The organism is Rhodoferax sp. BAB1, assembly GCF_013334205.1.
In the GTDB taxonomy this organism is placed as follows: Bacteria; Pseudomonadota; Gammaproteobacteria; order Burkholderiales; family Burkholderiaceae_C; genus Hylemonella.
The window spans coordinates 3,648,544-3,665,415 of sequence record NZ_CP054424.1; the positions used below are offsets into that span (position 1 = coordinate 3,648,544).

The following is a 16,872-nucleotide window of genomic DNA, read 5'->3' on the forward strand; positions in this document are numbered from 1 at the left end:
GCCGGGGTAACCGTTTGTCAGCAGATTTGCCGGCCCGGCCGTTGTATGCTGGAATCGGCTTGCGATTCAATACCCCAACCCCACCCATTCTGGAGGAGACACCATGAAAAAACTGCTGACCCTGCTCGCCCTCGGCCTGTCCCTGAGCCTTGGCGTTGCGCATGCCGATGAAGAGAAAAAGGCGCCGACGGCCCAGCAGAACAAGATGAGCATGTGCAACAAGGAAGCCGGTGACAAGAAGGGCGACGAGCGCAAGAAATTCATGAGCGAGTGTCTCAAGGCCAAGCCGGCCGCCGCGACGGCCAAGGCCACGCCCCAGCAGGAGCGCATGAAGAAGTGCAATGCCGACGCCACCGGCAAGACCGGCGACGAGCGCAAGAAGTTCATGAGCCAGTGCCTGAGCAACAAATAAGCTGCCAGCGCCTGTCAAAAAGCCCCGCAGAGCGGGGCTTTTTTCTGGTCGCCGCTTTCAGCGGCGTACCTGCCAGAAGCCGGGCTGGCCGTAGTGGTGCTTGAGAAAGTCCACCCACAGCCGCACGCGCAGCGGCAGGTGCTTGCGTTGCGGGAACACCGCATAGATGCCGTTGGGCGGCGCGGCGAACTCCTCCAGCACGGCCACCAGGCGGCCTTCGGCGATCTCCTCTTCCACCTCCCAGGAGCTGCGCCAGGCGATGCCATGGCCCGCCAGGCACCAGTTGTGCAGCACCTGGCCGTCCGAGCAGTCCATGGGGCCGCCGGGGCGCAGGTGCATGACTTCCCGGGCGTCATCCTTGGGAACGCTGAATGCCCAGCCGCGGGTCTGCGAAGCGTCGCTGGACAACACCAGGCAGTCGAAGCGGGTCAGGTCCTGCGGCACCAGGGGCGTGCCGTGGCGCTTGAGAAAGTCGGGGGTGGCCACGCACAGGCGCCGGTTGTCGGCCATGCGTACGCTGACCAGGGAGGAATCCGGCATGTCGCCCACGCGCACCGCGCAGTCATACCCTTCGCCGGCAATGTCCACCACCCGGTCGCTGAGGTTCAGGGAGATGGTCACATCGGCATGCAGTTCGCGAAACTTGGGAACCAGGGGCGCCACATGGCGGCGGCCGAAACCGGCCGGCGCCGTGATCCGCAGGTGGCCGCTGGCCTTGACACCGCCGGCCGAGACGCTGGCTTCGGCATTGGCCACATCGGTGAGCAAGCGCTGGCAATCCTCCAGGAAGGCGCTGCCCTCGTGGGTCAGGCTGATGCGCCGCGTGGTGCGCACCAGCAGCTTCACACCCAGGCGTTCCTCTAGCGCGTCCAGCCGCCGGCCCATGATGGCGGGGGCCACGCCCTCGGCATGGGCGGCAGCGGTCAGGCTGCCGCGGGTGGCCACCGAGACGAAGGACTCCATTTGTTTGAGCTTGTCCATTGAACAATTATGTCTCTGCGTGCAGCTAATTGAGGAAAAACAAGACGGATTTGTTCATTTTTGAGAAAATCAGGACATCACTTCCCAGGCGACCGTGGACACCTCCCCTGCCTCCATCTACCCCGAAAGCCTGCCCAGGCTGCAGGAAGAGGCCATCCAGGCGCGCATGATGCGCGAGCTCTTCGCGCGCACGAGGGAATCGGCGCTGGTCGGTGTCCTGCCGGTTTTCCTGATCGTCTGGTCCCACTGGACAGCCCAGCCGCGCGAACAGTTGCTGCTGTGGGCCGGCTGTGCCCTGCTGGTGCTGACTTTTCGCGTCCTGCTGGCCCATGTCTTCCTGGCGGCCTTGCCGCAGACCCAGATCGTGCATGGGCGGCTGTGGTTCGGCCTGGAGTGGCTGGGCTCCGTCGGCCTGGCGGCGGTCTGGGTTGGCAGCATCACCATGGTGGGCACGGGCCAGGTCGATGTGCTCTTCTTCCTGCGCCTGATCTTCATCGTGGCCCTGGTGGCCTTCCTGTTGAGTGCGCTGGGCATCGAGATGCGGCTCTACGCCAGCTTCATGATCGCCATCGTGGCCGGCACCCTGTGGCAACTGCACCGGCACTACCCGGGTTTCGTCCAGGAGCTGCCGGTGGTGAACTGGGCCTTCGTGGTCTATGCGGTGATGCTGCTGGTGCGCAGTCGCGGCGAGCACCGGCGCACACGCGAATGGGTGCGCGCGCGCCTGACCCAGCGCAAGCTGCTGGACCAGCTGCACCAGAACATCCAGCAGGAACTGCAGATGCACGAACTGCTGCGCAGCCGCACCCAGGAGCTGGAGGCGACCAACCGCAAGCTTGGTGAACTGGCCATCCGCGACGGCCTGACAGGCGCCTTCCGCCGCGGCCACATCGAGGCCGAACTGCGCCGCCAGGTCAAGGCCTGGGAGCGTCAGCCCGAGGACTTCTCCATCCTGCTGCTGGACATCGATTTCTTCAAGCGCGTCAACGACGCGCATGGCCACGCCGTGGGCGACGAGGTGCTGCGGCGCCTGGCAACGCAGGCCCAGGAAACGCTGCGCGGTAGCGACATCTTCGGCCGCTGGGGCGGGGAGGAGTTCATCGTGCTCTTGCCGGCCACGCCCCTGTCGCAGGCCGTGGAGGCCGGCGAACGCCTGCGCCTGGCCATCGCGGACCTGACGTTCACGGGCGAAGGCGGGCGCCGCTTCTGCATCACGGTCTCGGTCGGCGTGGCCCAGCTGGCGCCCGGTGAAACCGCAGACACCCTGACCGAGCGGGCCGACAAGGCGCTTTACGCCGCCAAGAGTGCCGGGCGCAACCGCGTGCTGGCCTACGAGCCCGGGCAGACCCAGTTCAGCGCGCTCTGAGAGCCTGTTCACGGTCCCGCAGGGCGCGCGTTAAGGACCGGCTAACAGGCCCTTGCGCAAATCCAAATGGCGCCCGGCCGGCGGCAGGCGCATGATCTGCGCCCATGAACATCCCCGCTTCCACCCCCACCCTGGCGCTGGACACCCTGCGCGACTGGATCGGCCGCAGCGAGACCCGCGCGGACCAGCTCAGCACCACCCCGGTGGCTGCCCTCTCGGCCACGCTGGACCGGGACGACCCGGCCCCCGTGCCCGGCACCGCGCTGCCGCCGCTGTGGCACTGGCTCTACTTCACGCCGCTCACGCGCCACAGCGAGATCGGCGAGGACGGCCATGCCCGGCGCGGCGGTTTCCTGCCGCCCGTGCCGCTGCCGCGGCGCATGTGGGCCGGTGGCCGGCTGGACTTTGTGCAGCCGCTGCGCGTGGGTGAAAACGTGACACGCGTGTCCACCATCAAGGACGTGACGGTGAAGGAGGGCCGCAGCGGCGCCCTGGTCTTCGTCTGCGTGCGCCATGAATTCAGCAATGCCCAGGGCCTGGCACTGAGCGAGGAGCACGACATCGTCTACCGCGATGCACCGCTGCCCGGTGCGCCGCAGCCTGCGCCCACCCCGGCGCCGCGCGACGAGCAGTTCAGCCGCGAGATCGTGCCCGACCCGGTGCTGCTGTTCCGCTACTCGGCGCTGACCTTCAACGGCCACCGCATCCATTACGACCGCAGCTACGTCACCGGTGTGGAGGGTTACCCCGGCCTCATCGTGCACGGCCCGCTGATCGCCACGCTGTTGACGGACCTGCTGCGCCGGAATCTGCCCAACGCCCAGGTGAAGCGTTTCAGCTTCAAGGCCGTGCGCCCCACCTTCGACATCCATCCCTTCACGGTCTGCGGCAAGCGCGAGGGCCAGACCGTCACGCTCTGGGGCCGTGACCACGAGGGCTGGCTCACCATGCAGGCCACGGCCGAGATATGAAGCACCCCCCGAGACGCTGCGCGTCTCCCCCCTCTCTCGCCTTCGGCGGGAGGGGGGCGCAGCCAGTGGCCCGGCAAAGCCGGTTCCACGGCTGCCTCGGAAGGGCTGGCTGCGCGGCTTTGAATTTCTTCCCACAAAAAAGATGAACCCACACCGATGAACAAGACCGACAAATACCAGGACATCCGCGACGCCGTGCGCGGTCTCTGCGCCCAGTTCCCCGACGAATACCACCGCAAGATCGACGCGGCGCGCATATACCCCGAAGAGTTCGTCGACGCCTTGACGAAGGCTGGCTGGCTGGGCGCGCTGATCCCGCAGGAATACGGCGGCTCCGGCCTGGGCCTGACCGAGGCCTCGGTCATCATGGAAGAGATCAACCGCAGCGGCGGCAACGCCGGCGCCTGCCACGGCCAGATGTACAACATGGGCACCCTGCTGCGCCACGGATCCAAGGCGCAGAAAGAGCTGTACCTGCCCAGGATCGCCTCCGGTGAATGGCGCCTGCAGTCCATGGGCGTGACCGAGCCCAGTACCGGCACCGACACCACCAAGATCAAGACCACGGCGGTGAAGAAGGGCGACCGTTACGTGGTCAACGGCCAGAAGGTCTGGATCTCGCGCGTGCAGCACTCGGACTTCATGATCTTGCTGGCGCGCACCACGCCGCTGGCCGATGTGAAGAAAAAGAGCGAGGGCATGTCCATCTTCATGGTCGATCTGCGCCAGGCCGAGAAGGCCGGCCTGACCGTACGGCCCATCCCCAACATGGTTAACCATGAAACGAATGAACTCTTCTTCGAGAACCTGGAGATCCCGGCCGAGAACCTGATCGGTCAGGAAGGCCAGGGTTTCAAGTACATCCTCGACGGCCTCAACGCCGAGCGCACCCTGATTGCCGCCGAATGCATCGGCGACGGCTACTGGTTCGTCGATCGCGTGACGAAGTATGTGAAGGACCGCGTAGTCTTCGGCCGCCCCACGGGCCAGAACCAGGGCGTGCAGTTCCCCATCGCCGAGAGCTACATCGAAGTCGAGGCCGCCAACCTCATGCGCTGGAAAGCCTGCGAGTTGTTCGACGCGCACCAGCCCTGCGGTGCCGAGGCGAACATGGCCAAGTACCTGGCGGCCAAGGCCTCCTGGGAAGCGGCCAACGTCTGCCTGCAGATGCATGGCGGTTTCGGCTTCGCCTGCGAATACGACATCGAGCGCAAGTTCCGCGAGACCCGCCTGTACCAGGTGGCGCCGATCTCGACCAACCTGATCTTCTCCTACGTCGCCGAGCACCTGCTGGGCCTGCCGAGGTCGTTCTGATGAAACCTCTCACGGGCATCACCGTCGTCACGCTGGAACACGCCATTGCCGCACCCTTCTGCTCGCGCCAGCTGGCCGACCAGGGCGCGCGTGTCATCAAGGTCGAGCGCCCTGAGGTGGGTGACTTCGCGCGCGGTTACGACAGCCGCGTCAAGGGCCTGTCCTCGCACTTCACCTGGACCAACCGCTCCAAGGAAAGCCTGACGCTCGACCTCAAGCACGGGAAAGCGGCGGACATCATGGACCGGTTGCTGGCGCAGGCCGACGTGCTGGTGCAGAACCTTGCCCCGGGTGCGGCCGCGCGCATGGGCCTGTCCTTCGAGGCTCTGCACGAGAAATATCCGAAGCTCATCGTCTGCGACATTTCGGGTTATGGCGACAGCGGGCCCTACCGCGACAAGAAGGCCTACGACCTGTTGATCCAGAGCGAGGCCGGTTTCCTCTCGGTGACGGGCTCGCCCGACGAGCCCGCCAAGGCCGGCTGCTCCATTGCCGACATCGCCGCCGGCATGTACGCCTATACCAACATCCTCACCGCGCTGCTCCAGCGTGGCCGCACCGGCCTGGGCCGGCGCATCGACGTCTCCATGCTGGAGAGCATGGCCGAGTGGATGAGTTTTCCCATGTACTACGCCTATGACGGCGAGGCGCCGCCGCCGCGCGCCGGCGCCTCGCACGCCACCATCTATCCCTACGGCCCTTTTGCCGCCGGTGATGGCAAGAGTGTCATGCTGGGCCTGCAGAACGAGCGCGAGTGGGCGGTGTTCTGCGACAAGGTGCTCCAGCAACCGACGCTGGCGAAAGACGCACGCTTCGATGCCAACGCCAAGCGCTCGGCCGCGCGGGCCGAGGTCAAGGCCTTGATCGAGACCGCCTTCGGAAAATTGACGGCGGCCCAGGTGATAGCCCGACTGGAAGACGCCGGCATCGCCAACGCCCAGGTCAACACCATGGCCGATTTGTGGGCGCACCCGCAGCTGCAGGCGCGCCGGCGTTGGACCGAGGTGAGTTCGCCCGTGGGCCCCGTGCCTGCGCTGCTGCCACCCGGTGCGCCGGACGAATCGCACGTGCGCATGGACGCCATCCCGGCCGTGGGCCAGCACAGCGAGGCCATCCTGCGTGAGCTGGGCCTGAGCGCCAGCGAGATCGAACAACTCAAGAACGAACAAGCCATCTGAACATGAGCACGATTCCCTCCTCCGCGGCCCTGGCCGAATTCGCCGCCACACTCACCTTCGATGCCATCCCGGCGCCCGTCATCCGCCGCACCGAAGACCTGCTGCTCGACTGGTTCGGCTCCTGCCTCGCCGGCAAGAACGCGCGCGCCGTCGAGATCCTGGCCACCTTCGTCGAGAGCATGGGCCCGGTGGACGGCCCCAGCGAGATCCTGATCCACCGTCGCAGCAGCAGCCCGCTGCTGGCCGCCATGGCCAATGCCGCGGCCTCGCATGTGGCCGAGCAGGACGATGTGCACAACGGCTCGGTGTTCCACCCGGCCACCGTGGTGTTCCCTCCGGCGCTGGCCGTGGCGCAGGCCCTGGGCCGCTCGGGCCAGGAGCTGCTGACCGCCTGCGTGGCGGGTTACGAGGTGGGCATCCGCGTGGGCGAATTTCTCGGCCGCTCGCACTACAAGGTCTTCCACACCACGGGCACGGCCGGCACGCTGGCCGCGGCCGCGGCCGTGGGCCATCTGCTCAAGCTCACGCCGGAGCAGATGCTGCACGCCTTCGGCTCGGCCGGCACGCAGTCGGCCGGCCTGTGGGAGTTCCTGCGCGACGCGGCGGACTCCAAGCAGCTGCACACCGCGCATGCTGCGGGCGCCGGCCTCACCGCCGCCTACCTGGCGCAGCAAGGTTTCACCGGCGCGCGCCGCATCCTCGAAGGCCCGCAGGGCCTGGCCGCCGGCATGTCGAGCGACGCCGATGTGAGCAAACTCACCGACGGTCTGGGCACGCGCTGGGCCACGGCCGAGACCTCCTTCAAGTTCCACGCCTCCTGCCGTCACACGCACCCGGCGGCCGACGCTTTGCAGCAGGTGCTGCAGACGAACCACCTGAAGGCCGGCGACGTGAAGCGCGTCACCGCCCTCGTGCACCAGGGCGCCATCGACGTGCTGGGCCCGGTGACCGACCCGCAGACTGTGCACCAGAGCAAGTTCTCCATGGGTACGGTGCTGGGCCTGGTGGCCGTGCTGGGCCGTGCGGGCCTGAGCGAGTTCGACGCCAGTTTCAAGGCCGGTGAGGTGACGGCCTTCCATGACAAGGTCGTCATGGAACTCGACCCCGAGGTGGACGGCGCCTACCCCGCGCGCTGGATCGGCAAGGTGCGCGTGGAGACCACGGACGGTCGCCTGCTGCACGGCCGTGTGGACGAACCCAAGGGCGACCCCGGCAACACCCTGAGCCGCCCCGAACTGGAAGACAAGGCCCTGCGTCTGGCCCTGTACCACGGGGGTGCTTCCGAGGCCGAGATGCGCGCGGCCATGGCCGGCCTGTGGGCTATCGCGGCCGTCCCTAAAGTGGGGCGCTTGTTGTCCTGAGGACTTGTACGGGATATCCACATCCTAGGGATGACCCGGCTTGCCGCCCCATGGCATCTGAATCACCATAGGCGGCACAAGAAGAAATAGGGATTTTTTACTCATCCAAGCAACAAGGACGCCCCATGAACCTGAACCGCAGAATCTTCACCGCCGCCGCCGTGGCCTCCACCCTGGCCCTGGGCAGCACCGCCGCCCTGGCGCAGGCTTATCCGGCCAAGCCCATCGCCCTGGTGGTGCCCTTCGCCGCCGGCGGCCCCACCGACATCGTGGCCCGTACCCTGGCCGCCACCATGACCAAGTCGCTTGGCCAGACCGTGCTGGTGGAAAACAAGGCGGGTGCTGGCGGCACCATTGCTGGCGGCTACGTGATGAAGGCCCCGGCGGACGGTTACACCTTCCTGATCCATCACAACGGCATGGCCACCGCCCCGGCCCTGTACCGCAAGCTGGCCTACAACCCCGTGAGCGATTTCGAGCACGTAGGCAATGTGGTGGACGTGCCCATGACCATGCTGGCGCGCAAGGACATGGCGGCCAAGAACCTGGCCGAGCTGATGGCTTACGTCAAGGCCAACGCCGCCTCGATCAACCTGGCCAATGCCGGCCTGGGCGCCGTCTCCCACCTGTGCGGCACCCTGTTCCAGCAGGCCCTGGGCGTGACGCTGACCACCGTGCCCTTCCAGGGCACCGGCCCGGCTCTCAATGCGCTGCTGGGCGGCCAGGTCGACCTGCTGTGCGACCAGACCACCAACACCGTGCCGCACATCAAGGCCGGCACCGTCAAGCTCTATGGCGTGACCAGCAAGCAGCGCATCAAGGCCCTGCCTGATGCGCCCACCATGCATGAAGGCGGCCTGAAGGACTTCGAGGTCATCGTCTGGCACGGTGTCTACGCGCCCAAGGGCACACCCGCTGCCGTGGTGCAGAAGTTCGGCGACGCCATGCGTATCGCCCTCAAGGACCCGGCCTTCGTGGACCGCATGGCCCAGCTGGGCGGCGAAATCCCGCCGGCCGGCCGCCAGACCAGCGAAGGCCAGCGCGCCTGGTTGACCGCTGAAGTGCAGAAGTGGGGCACGGCCATCCGTGCGGCCGGCCAGTTTGCCGACTGAGCGGCACCTCACGCCATGCAAAACGCCGGGTTCGCCCGGCGTTTTTCTTGCCGGTCTCCGGTGATGCGCGCGCGTGAGGCATTGCGGCATTCTGTCTTGACAGTCCTTGCCCTTTTCGCGAGCATCATCCCCACACTCTCCCTGATCTGACCTTGCCCATGACCGATCTTGTTGTCCGCCGCCTGCTCGTTGACATGGACGCCCCCATGGCGCGCCACTGGTGTGACGGCGACCCCTTGCGCACCGCCTTCTTCAACGCCCTGTCCATGAGTTTCCCGGTGGGCGAGCAGTTCTTCATCGATGCCGTGCGCCAGGGCTACCAGGCCTTGCCCGGCGATCTGCAGGCGCAGTTCAAGGCGGAGGTGCAGGGCTTCGTGGGGCAGGAAGCCACGCACCGGCGGCTGCACGAACTGTACAACCAGCAATTGGAAAAACAGGGCCTGGAGAACCGCTGGGGCCCGCGCGCACAGCAGCGCCTCAAGCTGCTGCAAGACCTGGATCCGCGGCACCCCCTGGCCATCACCGCGGCCAACGAGCATTTCACGGCCATCTTTGCCGACTGGCTGCTCAAGCACCCCGAGGTGCTCGGCAGCGCTGACCGCCGCCTGGCCACCCTGTGGCTGTGGCACAGCGCCGAGGAGGCCGAGCATCGTTGCACCGCCTTCGCCCTCTACCAGGCCCTGGGCGGCAACGAGGACTGGCGCCGCAAGTGGTTTCGCCGCGCGACGGTGTTCTTCATCGGTGACCTGCTGCGCCAGACGGTGCTCAACCTGCGGCGCGATAAAACGCTCTGGCGCTGGTCTACCTGGGCCAGTGCGGCCAGTTTTCTCTTCGGCAAACAGGGCCTGGTGCGCTGCACCTTCGGGCCCTGGCGTGATTACCTGCGCGCGGACTTCCACCCGGCGCAGCATGAGGCCCTGGCATCACGCGAGTGGCTGCTGGCCAATCGCAGTGCCTACACGCCGGTCGGGAGCTGAGCCGGGCGTCAGAAGGATGAGTGGAGTTCGCGCTCGGCCCGGTGCTCGGTCATCACGAAGTGGATGATGGAAATCGCCAGCCCCAGGCCCAGGGCGGCGATGCCGACCAGCAGGGCCGTCAGGTTCGGCGCGGCCATGCCCAGCAGCGTGGACAGGACGAAGACGGCCAGTAGCGAGATCTTGAAGCGGAGCAGCATGATGTGTGGTGCAGGAGATGGGGAATCGCGTCAGGGCAAAGACAGCTTTTGCCGCTGGACGAAGCGCCTATTCTCGGGACACCGCAGCTCGCCGGCAATGCGGATCCGGTATCAACCGTAACGAGGCGTTCGACCGTGTGTCGGCGGTCGGCCTATTCCTGCCTCGCATCCTCCACCAGCAAATCCACCAGCTCCCGCGCGTAAGCGGGCAGCGCGTCCAGGCTGCGCACCACGATCTGCATCGCGCGTTCGGCCCAGGGGTCGGCCAGGGGCACGATGGCAATCGCCATGGTCTGGGCGTGGCGGTGCGCGGCCGAGCCCGGCAGGATGGCCACACCCACCGCCGCCTCCACCATACGGCAGGCTGCCTCGAAGTTGCTGACCTGGATGCGCTGCTGCATGGGCCGGCCCAGGCCCTCGCAGATCTGCTGCAGGAAGGCGCGGATCGCGCTGCTCTCGGCCAGGCCGATGTGGTCGAAGTCCAGCGTGTCGGCAAAGCTCACGGCGCTCGCGCCGGCGAGCTTGTGGCCGCGCGGCAGCACCAGCACCAGACGGTCGCGCCGGTAGGGCAGCACCTGCAGGTTCTCGGTGCGCACCAGGCCGGCCACGATGCCGATGTCGGTCTGCCCCTCGGATACCGCACGCACGATGTCGTGGCTCAGGCGCTCCTGCAGGTCCACGTTCACGTCGGGGTGGGCCAGCAGGTAACGCCGCAGCACCGGCGGCAGGAACTCGCCCAGGGCCGTGGTGTTGGCGTGCACCCGCAGGTGGCCGCGGATGCCGCGCGCGTACTCCTGCAGGTCGGTGCGCAGGTGTTCCAGCTGGCCCAGCACCAGGCGCGCATGGTGCACAAAGGCCTGGCCCGGCGGCGTGAGCGTCACGCCCTGGGAACTGCGGTGCAGCAGCTTGACGCCCAGGCTTTCCTCGATGGCCTTGATGCGGGTGCTGGCGGCCGGGGCCGACATATGGGCTGCCTCGGCGCCCTTGGTCAGGCTGTCGGCTTCCGCGATGCGAACCATCAGGCGCAGGTCGACCAGGTCGAAGGGGATGGACATGAATGGCAGACAGTAAGCAGCAGATGCTGCAGGAAAGCCGGCTGATCGTTCAGCGGGCCGGAAACTGCCCAAATTATGCCTGCCAGCCCGAAAATTCGATTCGATACTTTTTGTTCGCAATTTATGCATATTTTCTTTATTAATGGGAGTGAAAGTATCAAATAAAGTGAGGGCATGGAAAAACCCCGCGCCCCAGCCACATCGCAGCCGAAAGCCGTGCTCTTCGATGCCTATGGCACCCTGTTCGACGTCTACAGCGTCGGCCTGGTGGCGGAGCAGCTGTTCCCGGGCCAGGGCCAGGCTCTGGGCCAGCTCTGGCGCGAGAAGCAGATCGAATACACGCGCCTGGTCACCACCAGCAACCATGGCGCGCACTACCAGCCCTTCTGGCAGCTCACGCAGGCCGGCCTGCGCTACGCCTGCAAGCGCCTGCAGCTCACGCTCACCCCCGAGGCCGAGCTGCAGCTGATGAACCAGTACCGCCACCTGAGCGCCTTCCCCGAGAACCGCGACGTGCTGCAGGCACTGAAGGCGCGCGGCATCACCACCGGCATCCTTTCCAACGGCGACCCCGAGATGCTGGGCATCGCCGTGCGCAGCGCGGGCCTGGAAGGCCTGCTGGACCACGTGATCAGCGTGGACGCCGTGCGCAAGTACAAGACCCACCCCGAGGCGTACGCGCTGGGCGAGCAGGCGACCGGCCTGCGTGCCGCGCAGATCGTCTTCGTCAGCAGCAACAGCTGGGACGCACTGGCCGCCACCTGGTACGGCTACCGGACCCTGTGGGTCAACCGCTATGCGCTGCCCTTCGAGGAACTGGGCACCCAGCCCACGCGCACCGGCAACACGCTCAACGACGTGCTCGGCTTCTTTCCCGCCGAATGACACGCCGTCTGACTACGATTTTTATGTTCCAGGAGTCAAGACCATGACACAACGCACCCCCGCCCACCGGCTGCAAGTCGCCACCCAGCTGTACCGCTTCATCGAAGACAAGGTACTGCCGGGCACCGGCATCAGCAGCGCCGTTTTCTGGAAGGGCTTCGACGCCATCGCCCACGAGCTGGGCCCCAAGAACGCCGCCCTGCTGGCCGAGCGCGACCGCCTGCAGCTGGAGATGGACGCCTGGCACAAGGCCCACCCCGGCCCCATCCAGGACATGAAGGCCTACCGCGCCTTCCTGGAAAAGACCGGTTACCTGGTGCCCGTGCCGGCCGAAGTGCACAGCGACACGACCAACGTGGACGCCGAGCTGGCCGTGCAGGCCGGCCCGCAGCTGGTGGTGCCCATCCTGAACGCCCGTTATGCACTGAACGCCGCCAACGCCCGCTGGGGCTCGCTGTACGACGCGCTCTACGGCACCGACGCCCTGCCCGAAGACGGCGGCGCCACCAAGGCCGGCCCGGACGGCAAGAGCTACAACCCGGTGCGTGGCGCCAGGGTCATCGAATATGCGCGCCATGTGCTGGACCGCGTGGCCCCGCTGAAGAAGGGCTCGCACGTCGACGCCACCGCCTACACGGTGGAAGGCGGCAAGCTGAAGGTCGCGCTGAAGGACGGCAGCAAGTTCTGCCTGGCCGACGCGCACAAGTTCGTCGGCTACCAGGGCAGCGCGGTGGCGCCCTCGGCCGTCCTGCTGCGCAACAACGGCATCCACATCGAGATCCAGTTCGACCGCAGCACGCCCATCGGCCGCAGCGACGCCGCCGGCGTCAGCGACCTGCTGGTCGAAGCCGCCCTCTCCACCATCCTGGACCTGGAAGACTCGGTGGCCGTGGTCGACGCCGACGACAAGGTGCTGGCCTATGACAACTGGCTGGGCATCCTCAAGGGCACGCTGACCGAGGAAGTGGCCAAGGGCGGCAAGACCTTCGTGCGCCGCCTCAACGCCGACCGCATCTACAAGGGCGCCAACGGCGAGGAGATCCGGCTGCACGGCCGCTCCCTGCTCTTCGTGCGCAACGTCGGCCACCTGATGACCAACCCGGCCATCCTCTACGGCGATGGCAGCGAGATCCATGAAGGCATCATGGACGCCGTCATCACCACCACCATCGCCCTGCACGACCTCAAGGGCCTGACGCAGAACGGCGTGCGCAACTCGCGCACCGGCTCCATCTACATCGTCAAGCCCAAGATGCATGGCCCCGCCGAAGTGGGCTTTGCTTCCGAGCTGTTCGCCCGCGTCGAGCAGCTGCTGGGCCTGGCCGAGAACACCGTCAAGCTGGGCATCATGGACGAGGAGCGCCGCACCAGCGTCAACCTCAAGGCCTGCATCGCCGCCGCCAAGAGCCGCGTGGCCTTCATCAACACCGGCTTCCTGGACCGCACCGGCGACGAGATGCACACCGCCATGTACGCCGGCCCCATGATCCGCAAGGCCGCCATGAAGGGCACCGACTGGATCGCCGCCTACGAGCAAAGCAATGTGCTCGAAGGCCTGGCCTGCGGCCTCAAGGGCCGCGCCCAGATCGGCAAGGGCATGTGGGCCATGCCCGACCTGATGGCCGCCATGCTCAAGCAGAAGATCGTGCACCCCCAGGCCGGCGCCAACACCGCCTGGGTGCCCTCGCCCACCGCCGCCACCCTGCACGCCCTGCACTACCACCAGGTCAATGTGGCCGACATCCAGGACGAACTGGAGCAGCAGGCCACCGCGAAGAACTTCAAGGCGCTGGAAGACAAGCTGCTCACCGGCCTGCTGACCATCCCCGTCGCCGCCAAGCCCAACTGGAGCGCCGAGGAGATCAAGGAAGAGATCGAGAACAATTGCCAGGGCATCCTGGGCTACGTGGTGCGCTGGATCGACCAGGGCGTGGGCTGCTCCAAGGTGCCCGACATCCACAACGTCGGCCTCATGGAAGACCGCGCCACGCTGCGCATCAGCAGCCAGCACATCGCCAACTGGCTGCTGCACGGTATCGTGACCGAGGCGCAAGTGCGCGCCGCCTTCGAGCGCATGGCCGCCGTGGTGGACCAGCAGAACGCCGGCGACCCCTTCTACAAGCCCATGGCCGGCAACTTCGCCACCTCCGCAGCCTACAAGGCGGCGACGGACCTGGTCTTCAAGGGCCTGGAGCAGCCCAGCGGCTACACCGAGCCGTTGCTGCACGCCTGGCGCCTGAAAGTGAAAGCCGCACACTGACCCGTGTGCGGGGGTCAAGGCTTTGCAGTAATCCACCGCCGCTCAAAGCAAACGGCAAGGTCTGTGATGGACCTTGCCGTTTTGTTTGATCGCTTCACTTGACCTTGATGACGACCTTGCCCTTCGCTCGACCGGCTGCGATGTAGGCCAGGGCTTCATTGGTGGACTGGAAGGGGAAGACCTTGTCCACCACGGGGCGGATGGCGCCTCCTTCGATGAGCCGGGTGATCTCCTGCAGTTGGGTACCGTTCGCTTTCATGAAGAGGAAGGTGTAGCCTATGCCCCGGCTTCGCGCCTTGCGCCTGACACTGGCGCTCAGCAGTCGCATGACCAGCCTCACGAAGCCGGGTGCCGCGATCTCCTTGCCGAATGCGGCGTCGGGTGGCCCGGAGATGGAGATGAGCTTGCCTCCCGCCTTGAGCACGCGCAGCGACTTGACGAGGGTCGGGCCATCCTGGCTGTTCAGCACGACGTCGTAGTCGTGCAAGGCCTCTTCGAAGTCCTGCGTCCTGTAGTCGACCACGATGTCTGCGCCCAGGCCCTGCACGAGCGCGGTATTGCTCGAGCTCGTCGTCGTGGCGACCGTGGCGCCCAGATGCCTGGCCAGCTGGATGGCAAAAGTGCCCACGCCGCCGGAACCTGCCTGGATGAAGACCTTCTGCCCTTTTTTCAGATCGGCCTTCTCCACGAGTGCCTGCCATGCCGTCAAGCCCACCAGGGGGATGGAGGCGGCTTCTTCCATGGTGAGGTTGGCGGGCTTGAACGCAAGGGATGTTTCCTTGACGGGGACGAATTCGGCGAAGGTGCCGATCCGGAAATCATCGACGCGCGCATAGACCTCATCGCCCGGTTTGAACTGCCGCACATGCGGGCCGACCTTGACCACCACCCCGGCCACGTCGTGCCCCAGGATCAGCGGCAGGCGATAGGGCAGGATGAGCTTGAACTCGCCGTCCCTGATCTTCGAATCCAGCAGGTTCACACCGGCTGCATGGACTTCGACCAGGACCTCGTCATCACGCAGCGCCGGAACCGGCACGTCTGCGGATCGCAATGCGCCTTTTTTTCCATAACGCTCAAGAACAAATGCCTTCATGATCTTTCCTTCTGCATGGCGTCGCCAGGTTTTTAAACAGTTTGCCTCAGGGCCTGGGCCTCGTCTACGCGCTGAGACGCAGGTCTTTGCGTACCCCCGCGTCCAGCACGCCGGCGGGCGCAAACCGGCGCAGCAAACGCAGGCGTTGGGCCTGTCCGGGGGCATAGCGCATCTTGGGATGCGCTGCCGTGGCTGCTTGCAGCACCATCTCGGCCACCACCTCCGGGCCGTCGGCACCCACGAGGATCTGCTTCACCCGTTTCTCCACCCCCGCGCGTATGTCGCGGTACACGTCGAGCGGCGCATCGGGCTGCATCAGGTTCGCGTCGAACGGTGTGTTGATGTAGGCCGGCTCGACGACCGAGACACGGATGCCCTGGGTGCGCAGCTCATGGTCGAGTGACTCCGAATAGCCAGCCACGGCGTGTTTGGTGGCGGAGTACAGGGCCATGTAAGGCATGGGCAGGAAGCCCAGCACCGAGCCGATGTTGATGATGCGTCCCGCACCCTGCTGCCGCATCTGCGGCACGACGGCACGTGTCATCCGGACGATCCCGAAGAAATTGGTGTCGAAGAGCGTACGCGCCTGCTCGATCGAGCTTTCTTCCGCACCGGCAGGGGCGACTCCGAAGCCCGCGTTGTTGACCAGCAGATCGATGCGCCCTTCGCGCTGCAGCAGTTGCTGCACAGCGGCGTCCACCGATGCATCGCGGGTCACGTCCAGGGGCAGCATCTCGAACGGCCGTCCGCTGCTCGCTTCGCCGCCACGGCGACTGGTGCCGTAGACGGTGTAGCCCGCCTGTGCGAGCCGTTCCGCCGTGGCCAGGCCGATGCCCGATGAGGCGCCGGTCACGAGGGCAATCCTGCTTTTCATGTTCATGAGATGTCTCCGTCAGTGTGTGTGTTTGGGAAAGGCGCAGACAAGCCAGCTCTGCCGCGAGAGGTCGCGCTTCTTCAGCGGGGTGTTGTGCGTGATTCGCATGATGATCATCATGTGTTGGGGCGAAGAAAAAGGCAGCGTCAGCCTGGGAGGTCAGTGAGCGGCCGGGGCCAGGTGCTGGAGGGCGGCCAGGCGCAGGCTGTCCGACAGACCCGGCTCATCGACCGCACGCGCCAGCAGCAAGGCGCCCACCATGGTGGAGAGGGTCACGAGCGCCCGCTCGTGGGCGCTGGGCTGCCCCCAGTCGGGCGACTGGCGGGCGAGCAGGTCGATCATTTCCTTGACGTGCCGGGTGGTCACACGGCGCACCTCGGGGGCCTGGCGCGAGGTTTCAGAACCCAGAGCCGCCAGGGGGCAGCCGTTCTCCGCCTGCTCGACGTGTTCGCGGGAGAGATAGGCGCTGAGCATGGAAACCAGTGCCTTGCCGGGGGGCACACCGGCCACCACGTCGGCCACGGTGGCAGCGGACTCCGCGCAGGCCTTTCCCGCCGCTTCGGCCAGCATGGCCTCGCGCGACTTGAAGTGGGAATAGAAGGCGCCATGCGTCAGGCCGGCCTCCTTCATGATGTCCGCCACGCCGGTGCCGTCGTAGCCACTGCGGCGGATGGCCCGCGCGGCCACAGCCACGATGCGTTCGTGGGTGGCATCCTTGGCGGCCGCTCTGGCGGTGGTGTTTGAATTTCGCATGACGGCCATCATACATCAATACCCGGCTGCGTGCACGGCAGGCCCCTGCCCCACGCCCGTGACCCAAAGTCCGCACAATC

The 16,872-nt window shown here is 66.4% G+C and carries 16 protein-coding genes; 10 read left to right on the forward strand and 6 right to left on the reverse strand.

Going from position 1 to position 16,872, the window contains the following annotated elements; all coding sequences use genetic code 11:
• Nucleotides 1-103 precede the first annotated feature (103 nt).
• Nucleotides 104-412 (forward strand): PsiF family protein, encoded by a 309-nt coding sequence (locus HTY51_RS17635; RefSeq protein ID WP_174253953.1) that lies wholly within the window; start codon nt 104-106, stop codon nt 410-412.
• Between the two features lie 57 nt (nt 413-469).
• On the opposite strand, the gene HTY51_RS17640 is transcribed toward HTY51_RS17635, so the two are convergent.
• Nucleotides 470-1,393: a LysR family transcriptional regulator gene (locus HTY51_RS17640; RefSeq protein ID WP_174253954.1), complete on the reverse strand. Its 924-nt coding sequence runs from the start codon at nt 1,391-1,393 to the stop codon at nt 470-472.
• 94 nt (nt 1,394-1,487) lie between these two features.
• On the opposite strand from HTY51_RS17640, the gene HTY51_RS17645 reads away from it, so the two are divergent.
• The 7 genes from HTY51_RS17645 to HTY51_RS17675 all read left to right on the forward strand — a co-directional run bounded on the left by HTY51_RS17645 (nt 1,488) and on the right by HTY51_RS17675 (nt 9,672).
• Entirely contained in the window at nt 1,488-2,759 is a 1,272-nt protein-coding gene (locus HTY51_RS17645) for a GGDEF domain-containing protein (protein WP_174253955.1), read from the forward strand.
• Between the two features lie 104 nt (nt 2,760-2,863).
• Nucleotides 2,864-3,730, forward strand: coding sequence for a MaoC family dehydratase N-terminal domain-containing protein (locus tag HTY51_RS17650; protein WP_174253956.1), 867 nt, complete (start codon nt 2,864-2,866; stop codon nt 3,728-3,730).
• A 156-nt stretch (nt 3,731-3,886) separates the two neighbouring features.
• Entirely contained in the window at nt 3,887-5,044 is a 1,158-nt protein-coding gene (locus tag HTY51_RS17655; RefSeq protein ID WP_174253957.1) for an acyl-CoA dehydrogenase family protein, read from the forward strand.
• Complete coding sequence (locus HTY51_RS17660; RefSeq protein WP_174253958.1) at nt 5,044-6,222, forward strand: CaiB/BaiF CoA-transferase family protein; 1,179 nt, start codon at nt 5,044-5,046, stop codon at nt 6,220-6,222. The genes HTY51_RS17655 and HTY51_RS17660 overlap by 1 nt, the downstream gene beginning before the upstream one ends.
• Nucleotides 6,223-6,224: 2 nt before the next feature.
• Nucleotides 6,225-7,583 (forward strand): MmgE/PrpD family protein, encoded by a 1,359-nt coding sequence (locus tag HTY51_RS17665; RefSeq protein ID WP_174253959.1) that lies wholly within the window; start codon nt 6,225-6,227, stop codon nt 7,581-7,583.
• Nucleotides 7,584-7,708: 125 nt separating this feature from the next.
• A complete protein-coding gene (locus tag HTY51_RS17670) occupies nt 7,709-8,695 on the forward strand; it encodes a tripartite tricarboxylate transporter substrate-binding protein (protein ID WP_174253960.1) in 987 nt (328 codons plus the stop codon).
• Nucleotides 8,696-8,853: 158 nt separating this feature from the next.
• Entirely contained in the window at nt 8,854-9,672 is an 819-nt protein-coding gene (locus tag HTY51_RS17675; protein ID WP_174253961.1) for a metal-dependent hydrolase, read from the forward strand.
• An 8-nt stretch (nt 9,673-9,680) separates the two neighbouring features.
• On the opposite strand, the gene HTY51_RS17680 is transcribed toward HTY51_RS17675, so the two are convergent.
• Nucleotides 9,681-9,869, reverse strand: a complete 189-nt coding sequence (locus tag HTY51_RS17680; protein WP_174253962.1) for a hypothetical protein — start codon at nt 9,867-9,869, stop codon at nt 9,681-9,683.
• Between the two features lie 152 nt (nt 9,870-10,021).
• A complete protein-coding gene (locus HTY51_RS17685; protein WP_174253963.1) occupies nt 10,022-10,924 on the reverse strand; it encodes a LysR substrate-binding domain-containing protein in 903 nt (300 codons plus the stop codon).
• 174 nt (nt 10,925-11,098) lie between these two features.
• Here HTY51_RS17685 and HTY51_RS17690 point away from each other — a divergent pair, with 174 nt between their 5' ends.
• Both HTY51_RS17690 and HTY51_RS17695 read left to right on the forward strand, forming a co-directional pair.
• Nucleotides 11,099-11,809, forward strand: coding sequence for a haloacid dehalogenase type II (locus HTY51_RS17690; protein WP_174253964.1), 711 nt, complete (start codon nt 11,099-11,101; stop codon nt 11,807-11,809).
• A 43-nt stretch (nt 11,810-11,852) separates the two neighbouring features.
• A complete protein-coding gene (locus HTY51_RS17695; protein WP_174253965.1) occupies nt 11,853-14,069 on the forward strand; it encodes a malate synthase G in 2,217 nt (738 codons plus the stop codon).
• Nucleotides 14,070-14,163: 94 nt separating this feature from the next.
• Here the strand turns inward: HTY51_RS17695 and HTY51_RS17700 are convergent, their stop codons facing one another.
• From HTY51_RS17700 to HTY51_RS17710, 3 genes are all read right to left on the reverse strand, one after another.
• Nucleotides 14,164-15,165 (reverse strand): NADP-dependent oxidoreductase, encoded by a 1,002-nt coding sequence (locus HTY51_RS17700; protein ID WP_174253966.1) that lies wholly within the window; start codon nt 15,163-15,165, stop codon nt 14,164-14,166.
• A gap of 64 nt (nt 15,166-15,229) precedes the next feature.
• Nucleotides 15,230-16,045: an oxidoreductase gene (locus tag HTY51_RS17705; protein ID WP_174253967.1), complete on the reverse strand. Its 816-nt coding sequence runs from the start codon at nt 16,043-16,045 to the stop codon at nt 15,230-15,232.
• 153 nt (nt 16,046-16,198) lie between these two features.
• Nucleotides 16,199-16,804: a TetR/AcrR family transcriptional regulator gene (locus HTY51_RS17710; RefSeq protein ID WP_174253968.1), complete on the reverse strand. Its 606-nt coding sequence runs from the start codon at nt 16,802-16,804 to the stop codon at nt 16,199-16,201.
• Nucleotides 16,805-16,872: the final 68 nt, after the last annotated feature.

Bases quoted from the DNA above. Each gene is read 5' to 3' on its own strand.
- HTY51_RS17635 (WP_174253953.1), top strand. From the start codon at position 104: ATGAAAAAACTGCTGACCCTGCTCGCCCTCGGCCTGTCCCTGAGCCTT.
- HTY51_RS17640 (WP_174253954.1), bottom strand. From the start codon at position 1,393: ATGGACAAGCTCAAACAAATGGAGTCCTTCGTCTCGGTGGCCACCCGC.
- HTY51_RS17650 (WP_174253956.1), top strand. From the start codon at position 2,864: ATGAACATCCCCGCTTCCACCCCCACCCTGGCGCTGGACACCCTGCGC.
- HTY51_RS17655 (WP_174253957.1), top strand. From the start codon at position 3,887: ATGAACAAGACCGACAAATACCAGGACATCCGCGACGCCGTGCGCGGT.
- HTY51_RS17660 (WP_174253958.1), top strand. From the start codon at position 5,044: ATGAAACCTCTCACGGGCATCACCGTCGTCACGCTGGAACACGCCATT.
- HTY51_RS17665 (WP_174253959.1), top strand. From the start codon at position 6,225: ATGAGCACGATTCCCTCCTCCGCGGCCCTGGCCGAATTCGCCGCCACA.
- HTY51_RS17670 (WP_174253960.1), top strand. From the start codon at position 7,709: ATGAACCTGAACCGCAGAATCTTCACCGCCGCCGCCGTGGCCTCCACC.
- HTY51_RS17675 (WP_174253961.1), top strand. From the start codon at position 8,854: ATGACCGATCTTGTTGTCCGCCGCCTGCTCGTTGACATGGACGCCCCC.
- HTY51_RS17680 (WP_174253962.1), bottom strand. From the start codon at position 9,869: ATGCTGCTCCGCTTCAAGATCTCGCTACTGGCCGTCTTCGTCCTGTCC.
- HTY51_RS17685 (WP_174253963.1), bottom strand. From the start codon at position 10,924: ATGTCCATCCCCTTCGACCTGGTCGACCTGCGCCTGATGGTTCGCATC.
- HTY51_RS17690 (WP_174253964.1), top strand. From the start codon at position 11,099: ATGGAAAAACCCCGCGCCCCAGCCACATCGCAGCCGAAAGCCGTGCTC.
- HTY51_RS17695 (WP_174253965.1), top strand. From the start codon at position 11,853: ATGACACAACGCACCCCCGCCCACCGGCTGCAAGTCGCCACCCAGCTG.
- HTY51_RS17700 (WP_174253966.1), bottom strand. From the start codon at position 15,165: ATGAAGGCATTTGTTCTTGAGCGTTATGGAAAAAAAGGCGCATTGCGA.
- HTY51_RS17705 (WP_174253967.1), bottom strand. From the start codon at position 16,045: ATGAACATGAAAAGCAGGATTGCCCTCGTGACCGGCGCCTCATCGGGC.
- HTY51_RS17710 (WP_174253968.1), bottom strand. From the start codon at position 16,804: ATGATGGCCGTCATGCGAAATTCAAACACCACCGCCAGAGCGGCCGCC.